A 10,739-nucleotide genomic window follows, 5' to 3' on the forward strand; every position below is an offset into this window, starting at 1 on the left:
CCGGTGAGCCTTTCCAACCCCTTCGCCCGGCGCCTGTACCTGCGCATCTGGCTCGCGGTGGTCGGCGGCATCGCCGTGCTTACGCTGGTCGTGGGCTGGGCCTGGCGCATCGCCGAGGAGCAGAAGGCGAGCAACAACCAGCCCTTCGTGCCGCCCTCGCGCGAGATGGTGCTGCGCGATGCCCGGGGCGACGTGGTCTTTCGCGGGCCTGCGGCGCGGCAGCCGTCGGAGCCCGGCGAGAACGTGGAGTTCCACATCGAGTCCGACACCGGGCAGACCTTCGTGCTGCAGATGGCGCCGCGCCCGCAGAACCGCGGCGGCCGCCCGGGCGGCGGTGATGCCGCGTTCTGGACCCGCCCCCCCTTCGGCTTCCTGTGGCTGCTGGGCATCGTGGGCCTGGCCGTGGCGGTGGGCGTATACCCCATCATCCGGCGCCTGACCCTCCGGCTCGAGGCGCTGCAGCGCAGCGTCAAGCACTTCGGCGAAGGCGACCTGTCGGTGCGCGTGCCCGAGCAGGGCCAGGACGAAGTGGCCGACCTGGCGCGCCAGTTCAACGCCGCCGCCGCACGCGTGGAGACCCTGGTCAAGTCGCACAAGTCGCTGCTGGCCAACGCCTCGCACGAGTTGCGCTCGCCGCTCACGCGCATCCGCATGGGCATGGAGCTCATGGGTGGGCAACAGCCCTCGCCCGCCTTTCGCGCCGAGATCCTGCGCAACATCGCCGAGCTCGACCAGCTGGTGGACGAGATCCTGCTGGCCAGCCGCCTGGACGCACGCGAGGCCGATGTGGGCACGGTGGAGACGGTGGACCTGGTGGGCCTGGCCGCCGAGGAATGCGCGCGCGTGGATGCCGACCTGGACGTCGGCGCCAGCCCCGATGCGGTGGACGTGCGCGGCGTCTCCAAGCTGCTGCGCCGGGCCATCCGCAACCTGCTCGAGAACGCCCGGCGCTACAGCACGGGCGAGATCAGCGTGGTCGTGCACCGCAGCCAGGGCCATGCCGAGGTGCGCGTGTGCGACCAGGGTCCGGGCGTGCCCAGCAGCCAGCGCGAGCGCATCTTCGAGCCCTTCTACCGCCTGCCGGGTGCCAGCGAGCGCGCGGGCGGCGTGGGCCTGGGCCTGTCGCTCGTGCGATCGATCGCCGGGCGCCACAACGGCGTGGTGTTCTGCGAGGACCGGCCCGACGGCAGCAACGGTGCCTGTTTCGTGCTGCGGCTGCCGGTCACTTCGGCCAGCGCCGCGCCATGAAGGCGTAGAGCCCGGCGCCCAACACCAGCACCGAGCCCGCCACGGCGAGCGCCCAGTCGAAACCCTGCGCCCGTGAACCGGCCTGCGCGAGCAGCGCAGCCGCCATGGGCGGCCCGGCGATCTGGCCGATGCCATAGAGCGCGGTAAGCAGCCCGGTGAAGCCCGCGCCGGCCTGCGGCCACTGGTGCCGCGCCTCCTGCAGGGCAAAGAAGGTGATGGCCGTGAACGGCAGGCCCAGCAGCAGGCTGCCGAGCGCAAAACCTGCCGGCCCAGGCCACAACACGCCCAGTGCAATGCCGCCCGCCTGCAGCAGGTAGGCGCCGGCCAGCAACCAGCGGCGGTCGCGGTGCGGTGCGATGCGTGTCGACAGCCAGGCACCCAGTGCCACCCCGGCGCCGAACACGGGCCAGAACAGGTCGGGCCATGCCGAGCCGGCCGGCAAAGCGGCGCGCGCGATCACGGGCAGGAAGGTCGCCGTGACGATGTAGCCCAGGCCCGCCAGGCCATAGGCCAGCGCATGCAGGGCCCGCTGCGCCACGGGATGCGCGGCAGGCAGGGCCTGGACGGCGGCGGGCCCGCCGGCCGCTGCACCGGGCGCCTCGCCAGCGCGCAAGACCTGCCAGACCACCGCGCACAGCACGGCCGCCAGCGCGGCAAACGTGGCCCAACCGGCCGCCGCGCTCCAGCCCGCCGCGACCATGGCCCCGGTCGGCAGGCCCGTGGCCACGATGCCCAGGCCCGGTCCGCAGAAGATCAGGCCAGCAAGCTGGGGCTGCCCCAGCCGGGTGAGCTGGCCCATGCACCAGTTGGCCGTGCCCAGGAACACCAGGGCACTCGCAACACCCGCGAGAAAGCGCAGCAACGGCCACGACGCGGGCCAGGGAAACGCCAGCACCCCGGTCAGCAGTACCGTGGCCACCAGCCCGCCGCGCGCCAGTGCCGCGTTACCGGGGACATTGCCCAGACGGCGGCCGATCCAGGGCAGGGCCATGTACAGCAGCGCTCCGGCAAGGTAGCCGGCATAGTTGGCCGTGGCCAGCCAGCTGCCGGTGGCGATGTCGACCACGCCGTCGTGCAGCATCATGGGCAGCAGCGGGGTGAAGGCGAAGCGGCCGATGCCCATGGCCACCGCCAGGGCGACCATGCCGGCCAGGGCGACCTGCAAGGGCGCCACCCCGGCAGCTTGCACGCGGGCGGGGGAAGGGGACGAAGACACTTGGTCCATGCGGGGATACCAAAGAGGGTTGCCACGGCGGATGCCGCTGCGTATCATCTTATCAAGAGATTGAATTTTTGTAATTCATACTATTTCAAGATGGTTGAATCTTCTGCATCCTTGCTGGACCTTGCGGCCCTGGACATCTTTCGCACCGTGGCGGCCGAAGGCAGCGTCACGCGCGCGGCCGAGCGGCTGGGGCGCGTGCAGTCGAATGTGACCACCCGGGTGCGCCAGCTGGAGGCGGACCTGGGCACCCCGCTGTTCCTGCGCGAAGGCAAGCGCATGGCGCTCACGCCCGAGGGGCAGGTGCTGCTGGGCTATACCGACCGGCTGCTGGCGCTGGCCGAAGAGGCGCGCCAGGCGGTGCGCCCGGGCCAGCCAGGCGGCCGGTTGCGCCTGGGCTCGATGGAAAGCACGGCCGCGAGCCGCCTGCCGGTACCACTGGCGCGCCTGCACGGCCAATGGCCGGGCGTGGCGCTGGAGCTGTCGACCGCCCCCACCCGCGAACTGGTGGAACGGCTGCGCGCCCATGCGCTCGACGCGGTGCTGGTGGCCTGGCCCCCGGGCCAGGCCCCGGATGCGGCACTCGAGACCCGGCCCGTGTTCACCGAAGACCTGCTGCTGGTGCTGCCCGCCGGCCACCCTGCCGTGGCCGGGCCCGAGGACGTACAGCCCGGCACGCTCGCGGTCTTCGAGCCGGGCTGCACCTACCGCCGCATCGGTCAGGACTGGTTCGCTCCCCGGTCGCAGCCCATGCAGGTGCTGGAACTGGGCTCCTACCATGCCATCCTGGCCTGCGTGGCCGCCGGCAGTTGCGCGGGCATCGTGCCGCGCTCGGTGCTGGCCATGACGCCCCACGCCGGGATGTTGAGCCACCAGCCCATCACCCGCATCGACACCCTGCTCACCTGGCGCAAGGGCTACCGCTCCAGCGCGCTCGATGCCCTGCAGCAGGCACTGTCTGCCGCCTGACCGTTTTCTCTTTCCCCCGTTCCAGGAGTCCGCCATGACCGACCGCAGCCTTCGCACCGCCCTTTCGCTTCGCCTGCCCATCGTCCAGGGCCCGATGACCGGTTCCGACACGCCGGCCCTGGCCGCTGCCGTCTCCGCTGCAGGCGGACTGGGCTCCCTGGGCTGCGGCATGCGCTCGCCCGCCGCCATGATCGAGGCGGCCGCCGAGGTACGCCGGCGCACCGACCAGCCGTTCTGCATGAACCTCTTCGTGCAGGACACGCCCGCGCCCGACGCCACCACCGTGGACGCCGCCGTGGCGCGGCTCGCCCCGCTGTATGCCGAGTTCGGCCAGCAGCCGGCCGTGCCCGCACGCTGGTGCGAGGACTTCGCGGCGCAGTTCGACGCGCTGATCGCCGCGCGCCCGGCGGTGGCCAGCTTCACCTTCGGCATCCTGTCTGCCGCGCAGGTGGAGCGCCTGCATGCCGCGGGCTGCTATGTGATCGGCACGGCCACCACGGTGGCCGAGGCCGTGGCCTGGGCCGACGTGGGTGCCGACGGGGTCTGTGCCTCGGGCATGGAGTCGGGCGGGCACCGGGGCACCTTCCTCGGCGATTTCGCCTCCTCGATGATCGGCACCATGGCCCTGGTGCCGCGCTGCGTGGACGTGCTGCAGCCGCGCGGCGTGGCCGTGGTCGCGGCCGGCGGCATCATGGACGGGCGCGGCATCGCCGCGGCCCAGGCCCTGGGGGCCGAGGCGGTGCAGATGGGCACGGCCTTCCTCTCCTGCGACGAATCGGGCATCGGCGCGCCCTACCGCCAGGCGCTGGCCAGCGCCAAGGGTACCGACACGCGCACCACGCGCGCCCTCACCGGGCGCCACGCACGGGGCATCGTCAACGCGCTGATGAACCGGCTGCAGGCCGATGAGGCCGCCGTGCCGCCCTACCCCGTGCAGAACGCCTTCACGGGAGCGCTGCGCAAGGCCTCGAACGAGGCCGGCCGGGCCGACTACCTGTCGCTCTGGGCTGGCCAGGGCGTGGAGGCCGTGCGGCCCATGTCCGCCAGTGCCCTGGTGGCGCTGCTGGAAGAGGAGTGGAAGCAGGCCAGCGCGCGCGTCGGCGCTGCGCGCTGAAGCACGCCGCTCAGCGCGTCCAGGGCAGGTCGCGCGCTGTCCCCTGGATGACCGGATGTTCGCGGTGCAGCACCTCGCCGGCCAGCACGCGCTCGTAGTAGCGCAGGTAGCCGCGTGCCATGGCCTCGGCGCTGAAATGTTGCTGCACATGGGCATGGCAGGCGCGCGGGTCGGCCTTGTGGGTGCGCACGGCCTCGGCCAGGGCGCTGGCGCTGGCCGACAGGCTGCCGCACTCGGCGGGCACCAGTTCGGGCAACGCACCGTAGGGCGTGCTGAACACCGGGCAGCCGAAGTACAGGCTCTCGATCACAGCCAGGCCGAAGGGCTCGTGCCAGCGCACGGGAAAGATCAGGCCGCGCGAGGCGTTGAGCAGCTCGTTCTTGCGCGTGCCGCCGACCATGCCGAAGAAGTGGATCTTGCGCGACAGCGTCCAGCGAAAGCCGCGCTTGAAGTTGATGCGGTCACCGCCCAGCACGTCGAGTTCCACGCCCGCCAGCTTGGCCACCTTGATGGCGCCGGCCACGTTCTTCACGCCCCAGGCGGCCTTGCCCAGGAAGTGGTAGTGGTCGCGCGGGCGCTCGAAGTCCACCGGACCATAGGCCGACCAATCGAGGCCGTTGTAGACGAACTCGGTCGAGCCATAGCGCGCCGCATGGTTGCGCGAGAGGAACACGGTGTTCAGCGGCAGCGGCTTGGGCTTGCGCGCGTTGCCGTGCTCGGTGACCAGGTAGGGGCGCGAAGGCTCGCTGCGCGGGTTGAACTGGAAGTGGGTGATGTCCACGTCGGCCGGAATCTGGCCGTCCCAGGGCTCGTCGGGCTTGATCGGCAACACCTGGGCGAAGTCGCAGCTGCTGCCTTCGGGCACGAGGTAGCTCACGCGGTGGCCCAATTGCACCAGGGTCTTGCCCAGGTCCCAGATCACGCGCTCGGTACCGCCGTAGCCGTACACCGGGACGGGGGAGTTGTTGACCAGCAGGATATGCATCTGGGAAGCCTGTTCAGAAAGGACGGCCGCAGCCGATGCGCGCACGCCGCTCATGCAGGGCCGCCAGCACCAGCGGGCACATGAAGAGGTAGAACATGTTGCCGCTGTTGTGCGCCAGGAAGACCTGGGTCAGGCCGAAGCCGATGTAGGACAGTGGCAGCATCACGCCGACCAGGCACAGCGAGAGCGATTCGCGGTCCATCTTGCCCGCACCGTCGCGGATGCGCCGGGCCGTGGGCCAGAACATCACCAGCGGAATGCCGTAGAAGGCCAGCAGCAGGAACACACCGGGCAGGCCACGCTTGGCAAACAGGTCCAGTACCTCGTTGTGGGCATGGCCGAATTCGAGCACCACGGGGTGCGCCAGGCCGGCCGCCACGCGGCGCGCCTTTTCCTGCTCGTAGCCGGCCCGGCCCCAGCCGGTGAGCGGCCGGTCCCAGCCCATTTGCCAGGCCAGCTGCCAGTGGGCCAGGCGCTGACCCACCGAGCTGCGGCCATCACCGCGCTGCTGGTAGATCTGCATTTCCTGGCGCGCCTCGTCCACGCGCTGCTCCACGGCTGGCACCTGGGACAGCGCCGCCGCCGCGATGGCCAGCACGCACAGGCCCCAGTACACGCGCCGTTGCCCGGTGGTGCGCACCAGCAGCCAGGCGCACACCGGCAGCAGCAGCACCAGGGCCAGCCAACCGCCGCGCGACTGCGACAGCACCGAGCCCACGGCGCCCAGCAGGATGGCGGCCACCAACAGCAACCGTTGCCAGGCCACCCAGCGCCGCCACTGCACAACCAGCAGCAGGCCGCTGAGCACGGCCAGCAGCATGCTCAGGTTGCCGTACTGGATGGCATTGGTAAAGCCGCTGGCACGCGGCAGTTGCTGCACGCCAATCTGGTAGATGCCCACCAGGCCGCTGCCCACAGCCCCCACCGCCACGCCCATCCATAGCCAGGAGGCCCGGGGCTCGAAGGTCATGAGGTAGAAGATGCAGGGCAGTGCCAGCAGGTACTTGACCGGGCGGTCCATGCTGCCCCAGCCCCAGGTGGCGCCCACGTCGAGCAGCCACAGCGCGGCCATGCACGAGAAGGCCGCCGTGAGCCACCAGGCGGCACGCGGCGCCGGGCGCCGCCACCACACCGGAGCACTGGCCAACGCAGCCAGCAATAGCAGCGCCGCACCGTAGGAGTAACCCGAGGGCAGCCACAGCGCCAGGCCGGGCACCATGAAGGCGCCCACGCTGGCACAGCGCCCGAACCAGCGGTAGGTCCGGACCGTCACCGGATCACCCGGCCGGTCAGGCTGTCGCGGTCGTAATGCAGCGCGGCATAGCGGAAGAAGCCCTCCAGCGCCACGAACAGGCAGTACAGGAAACCGGCCCCCCCGCACAGGAAGCCCAGGCGAAACAGGTACAGGCGCAGGAACATCGAGCCGCCGGATGCCAGGCCGCGCAGCACGCCGCCGCGCTTGCCCAGTTCGGCGCGCTTGGCAGCGCCCAGCATCACGTACTGGGTGAGTTTCTCGAGGCTGGTGCGCACGGAGTTGCGCGTGTAGTGCAGCAGGCGGGCGCGCACCAGGTGCCGCGGCACGGCAGCGCCACCGGGCTCGGGGTGCAGCTGCGCCTGCTCGTGCACCACGCCCGTGAACTCACGGACCATGGAGCGCACGAACAGCCGCTCGATGCGCGACTGCGACAGAAAGTAGCGCAGCTCCTGGCCGAAGGCCACCATGCGCCAGCGGATGGTCCACACGCCGCGCGCGCCCGAGCGCACGATGGCCTGCACTTCTTGCTGGAAGGCGGGCGTCATGACCTCGTCGGCGTCGAGGAAGAACACGTAGTCGCCGCGCGCATGGGCCAAGAGCCGGTTGCGCTGCACGGCAAAGCCCTGCCAGTCGGGGTAGGAATGGACCTCCGCACCCAGCCCCTGGGCCAGGGCGACGGTGCTGTCCGTGCTGCCGCTGTCGACGACCAAGACCTGGTCGGCGAAGGCGGCACTGCGCAGGCAGGCTTCGATACGGTGGGCTTCGTTGTGCGTGAGCACCGCCACCGTGAGCGTGGGCGACGGCTTTGCGTCGCCAGCGGCCGCCGACATCCGTCAGTGGCCGGCGTGTACGTGCTCGCCCGCCTTGAGGCGGTACACCGTGCCGCAGTAGGGGCACTTGGCCTCACCGCTGCGGGCCACGTCCAGATAGACCTTGGGATGGCTGTTCCACAGCTTCATGTCCGCCTTGGGGCTGGGGCAGAAGACCCCGCCCTGGGCGTTCAGGTCCTTGGCCAGCAGTTCGATCACAGCTTGGGACATGGTGTTCAGACCTTTGCGAGCCAGTGGGCGTATTTCGGGTTGCGGCCGTTGACGATGTCAAAGAACGCGCTCTGGATCTTTTCGGTGATCGGGCCGCGACTGCCGCTGCCGAGCTCGATGCGGTCGAGCTCGCGGATCGGCGTCACTTCGGCCGCCGTGCCGGTGAAGAAGGCTTCGTCGGCGATGTAGACCTCGTCGCGCGTGATGCGCTTTTGCACGATCTCCAGGCCCAGGTCCTTGGCGATGTGGAACACGGTGTTGCGGGTGATGCCGTTCAGGGCACCGGCCGACAGGTCGGGCGTGTAGATCACGCCGTTCTTGATCACGAAGATGTTCTCGCCCGCGCCTTCGCTCACAAAACCGCTGCTGTCGAGCAGCAGGGCTTCGTCGTAGCCGTCATCCAGCGCTTCCATGTTGGCCAGGATGGAGTTGGTGTAGTTGCTCACCGCCTTGGCCTGCGTCATCGTGATGTTCACGTGGTGGCGCGTGTAGCTGCTGGTCTTGACGCGGATGCCGCGCTGCATGCCCTCCTCGCCCAGGTAGGCACCCCAGGCCCAGGCCGCCACCATCAGGTGGATCTGGTTGCCCTTGGGCGAAACGCCGAGCTTTTGCGAGCCGATCCAGGTCAATGGGCGCAGATAGCACGATTCGAGGTTGTTTTCGCGCACCACGGCCTTCTGGGCCTCGTTCACTTCTTCCTTGCTGAAGGGGATCTTCATGCGCAGGATCTTGGCGCTGTTGAACAGGCGGTCGGTGTGCTCTTCCAGGCGGAAAATGGCCGTGCCATCGGCGGTCTTGTACGCGCGCACGCCTTCGAACGCGCCGCAGCCGTAGTGCAGGGTGTGGGTCAGCACGTGGATCTTGGCGTCGCGCCAATCAACCATCTGGCCGTCCATCCAGATCTTGCCGTCACGGTCGGCCATTGAGGGAACTACGGGGCTCATGGGTGTCCTTTGGGTTGCTGTAGGTCGCAAAAGAGCGATTTTACGGGGCTGGCGGCAGCTCGGCCACCGGAGCCGGTGCCTGCGGCGCCTCGTCCTCCTGGGCGGGGCGCACCAGCTCCCACTTCACGAGCTTGCCATTTTTGAACTCGCAGGTCACGAACGACTGCGATCCGTCCGTCCAGCGGTACAGCTCGGGCTGGGCGCCATCGTCAGACAGCAGCTGCCCCAGCGAACGCGTCATGGCCACCACATGCATGAGGTTCACCCCGGGACGCAGCTTGGCATTGAGCATGACGGCGCTGCCCACGTGCCCTATGGGCCGGTCTGCTGCTTTTTTCAGCACCGTCATGAGGCGCGTGAAATGCAGCAGCGCCCACATCATGAGCCCCCCTCCCACGGCCGCCACGCCCGGCCAACCATAGGACACATAGCCAAACACCAGGCCACCCACCGCCGCGAGCGGCACAACGATATTGCGAAAATTCATGGGCCGTATTGTCATATGGCCGGAGCGCGCGGCCATCCGTGGAGACCACAGACCTTCCAGACCCTCCTGGCCACCGCCCCCCAAACCCGCGCAGGCCGCACCAGGATGGCATGGACCGCCATTTCGTTGTGCAAACGCTACATCAAATGCAGGCGGGCGTCCCGCGTATGGCGCAACGCTGCGCCGCGGTTTACGCTCGCCAGTTGATACAACCTGATACGCCGGGTGATGCCTGCGGGAACACAAGCCATGAAACTGGACAACATACGCCTTTCCCCCAAGCTGTGGGGTTCCATCGTGGGTCTGCTGGGCGCCATGCTGCTGGTGTCCCTCTGGGCCCAGGCCCGGACCGACAGCGTCGTGGGCGACGCCATGGCCTCGCTGCAGTCCTACGACCAGCGCATCACCCTGGCCCTGCAGTGGAAGGGCGCCACCGAAACCACGGGCGAGCGCGTGCTGGCCAGCAACGCCACCCTCGACGCGGACCTGACCACCCTGTTCGATGGCCGCGTGAAGGCCGGCGTGACCGGCATCTCGGCCATCCAGGCCAAGGTGGTGGAGCTGGCCACCAGCCCGGCCGACAAGGCAGCGCTGGAGCGCGTGGCGTCGGAGCGCACCAAGATCCTGGCCCTGAACAAGCAGGCCCGCGAGATCAAGCAGGGTGGCGATACCGCGGCCTTCAAGACCTTCGTGGAGAGCCAGTACCTCGCGGCCATCGGCAGCTATGTGGACTCGCTCGAGGCCTTCGTGCAGCTGCAGCAGTCGCAGCGCGACGCCGCCAAGCAGGAGGCCGGCGCGGCCCTGGGCCGCGCGCGGGTGCTGGCCTGGGGTATCCAGGGCCTGGTGTTCATCCTCGGCCTGGTGCTGTCCTTCCTGCTGGTGCGCTCCATCAGCCGGCCACTGGACCGCGCGGTGGAATTGGCCGACGCGATTGCCGGCGGCGACCTCACGGTACAGGCCAAGGACGACCGCCAGGACGAATTCGGCCACCTGCTGCGCACGGTGTCGCAGATGGCCGAGCGCCTGCGCGCGCTCGTGTCCGAAGTGCGCACCGGCGTTGACTCGATGTCCAACGCCTCGGTGGAGATCGCCACCGGCAACCACGACCTGTCGTCGCGCACGGAGCAGACTGCAGCCAACCTGGAGGAAACCGCCGCCAGCATGGAGGAGTTGACCGCCACTGTGACCCAGTCGGCCGACACCGCCCGCCAGGCCAACCAGCTGGCATCCACCGCGGCCCAGGCCGCCGGTCGAGGCGGCGAGGTGGTGGCCCAGGTGGTGACCAGCATGCAGACCATCACCCAAAGCTCGCGCAAGATCGCCGACATCATCGGCACCATCGACGGCATTGCCTTCCAGACGAATATCCTGGCACTGAATGCCGCCGTGGAAGCCGCGCGTGCCGGTGAACAGGGCCGCGGCTTTGCCGTGGTGGCCAGCGAGGTGCGCGGCCTGGCGCAGCGCAGCGCCGAGGC

11 protein-coding genes are annotated in these 10,739 nt (G+C 69.6%); 4 read left to right on the forward strand and 7 right to left on the reverse strand.

Annotation, left to right across the window (positions count from 1 at the left end):
- Positions 1–3 precede the first annotated feature (3 nt).
- A complete protein-coding gene (locus PMI14_RS27925) occupies positions 4–1,248 on the forward strand; it encodes an ATP-binding protein (RefSeq protein ID WP_007859827.1) in 1,245 nt (414 codons plus the stop codon).
- On the opposite strand, the gene PMI14_RS27930 is transcribed toward PMI14_RS27925, so the two are convergent.
- On the reverse strand, positions 1,223–2,473 hold the full coding sequence (locus PMI14_RS27930; RefSeq protein WP_081497417.1) for a YbfB/YjiJ family MFS transporter: 1,251 nt from the start codon (positions 2,471–2,473) through the stop codon (positions 1,223–1,225). The two genes, PMI14_RS27925 and PMI14_RS27930, sit on opposite strands and share 26 nt — an antisense overlap.
- 90 nt (positions 2,474–2,563) lie before the next feature.
- Between PMI14_RS27930 and PMI14_RS27935 the strand changes: the two genes are divergently transcribed.
- Entirely contained in the window at positions 2,564–3,439 is an 876-nt protein-coding gene (locus PMI14_RS27935; RefSeq protein ID WP_007859830.1) for a LysR substrate-binding domain-containing protein, read from the forward strand.
- Between the two features lie 34 nt (positions 3,440–3,473).
- The gene (locus PMI14_RS27940; protein ID WP_007859832.1) at positions 3,474–4,553 is read left to right on the forward strand and encodes a nitronate monooxygenase family protein; all 1,080 of its coding nucleotides are present in this window, start codon (positions 3,474–3,476) and stop codon (positions 4,551–4,553) included.
- Positions 4,554–4,563: 10 nt separating this feature from the next.
- Here the strand turns inward: PMI14_RS27940 and PMI14_RS27945 are convergent, their stop codons facing one another.
- From PMI14_RS27945 to PMI14_RS27970, 6 genes are read right to left on the reverse strand one after another with little or no spacing between them, the layout of a single operon-like run.
- Entirely contained in the window at positions 4,564–5,538 is a 975-nt protein-coding gene (locus tag PMI14_RS27945) for a glycosyltransferase (RefSeq protein ID WP_007859833.1), read from the reverse strand.
- A gap of 13 nt (positions 5,539–5,551) precedes the next feature.
- Positions 5,552–6,811: an O-antigen ligase gene (locus PMI14_RS27950; RefSeq protein WP_007859835.1), complete on the reverse strand. Its 1,260-nt coding sequence runs from the start codon at positions 6,809–6,811 to the stop codon at positions 5,552–5,554.
- Positions 6,808–7,623: a glycosyltransferase family 2 protein gene (locus tag PMI14_RS27955; RefSeq protein ID WP_007859837.1), complete on the reverse strand. Its 816-nt coding sequence runs from the start codon at positions 7,621–7,623 to the stop codon at positions 6,808–6,810. Before PMI14_RS27955 ends, PMI14_RS27950 begins: the two co-directional genes overlap by 4 nt.
- Positions 7,624–7,626: 3 nt before the next feature.
- Positions 7,627–7,833 carry a zinc-finger domain-containing protein gene (locus tag PMI14_RS27960; RefSeq protein WP_007859839.1) on the reverse strand — a complete coding sequence of 69 codons (207 nt, stop codon included), beginning with the start codon at positions 7,831–7,833 and terminating at the stop codon, positions 7,627–7,629.
- Between the two features lie 5 nt (positions 7,834–7,838).
- Entirely contained in the window at positions 7,839–8,777 is a 939-nt protein-coding gene (locus tag PMI14_RS27965; protein ID WP_007859841.1) for a branched-chain amino acid transaminase, read from the reverse strand.
- 40 nt (positions 8,778–8,817) lie between these two features.
- A complete protein-coding gene (locus PMI14_RS27970) occupies positions 8,818–9,264 on the reverse strand; it encodes a hypothetical protein (RefSeq protein ID WP_007859842.1) in 447 nt (148 codons plus the stop codon).
- Between the two features lie 249 nt (positions 9,265–9,513).
- On the opposite strand from PMI14_RS27970, the gene PMI14_RS27975 reads away from it, so the two are divergent.
- Positions 9,514–10,739: methyl-accepting chemotaxis protein (locus tag PMI14_RS27975; RefSeq protein ID WP_007859843.1), on the forward strand; the 1,226-nt coding region annotated here is incomplete at its 3' end.

This window comes from Acidovorax sp. CF316 (assembly GCF_000276605.1).
Taxonomy (GTDB): domain Bacteria; phylum Pseudomonadota; class Gammaproteobacteria; order Burkholderiales; family Burkholderiaceae_C; genus Acidovorax.

Excerpts from the sequence above, each read along its gene's own strand:
- PMI14_RS27930 (WP_081497417.1), bottom strand. The coding sequence starts at position 2,473 with ATGGACCAAGTGTCTTCGTCCCCTTCCCCCGCCCGCGTGCAAGCTGCC.
- PMI14_RS27935 (WP_007859830.1), top strand. The coding sequence starts at position 2,564 with ATGGTTGAATCTTCTGCATCCTTGCTGGACCTTGCGGCCCTGGACATC.
- PMI14_RS27940 (WP_007859832.1), top strand. The coding sequence starts at position 3,474 with ATGACCGACCGCAGCCTTCGCACCGCCCTTTCGCTTCGCCTGCCCATC.
- PMI14_RS27945 (WP_007859833.1), bottom strand. The coding sequence starts at position 5,538 with ATGCATATCCTGCTGGTCAACAACTCCCCCGTCCCGGTGTACGGCTAC.
- PMI14_RS27955 (WP_007859837.1), bottom strand. The coding sequence starts at position 7,623 with ATGTCGGCGGCCGCTGGCGACGCAAAGCCGTCGCCCACGCTCACGGTG.
- PMI14_RS27960 (WP_007859839.1), bottom strand. The coding sequence starts at position 7,833 with ATGTCCCAAGCTGTGATCGAACTGCTGGCCAAGGACCTGAACGCCCAG.
- PMI14_RS27965 (WP_007859841.1), bottom strand. The coding sequence starts at position 8,777 with ATGAGCCCCGTAGTTCCCTCAATGGCCGACCGTGACGGCAAGATCTGG.
- PMI14_RS27970 (WP_007859842.1), bottom strand. The coding sequence starts at position 9,264 with ATGAATTTTCGCAATATCGTTGTGCCGCTCGCGGCGGTGGGTGGCCTG.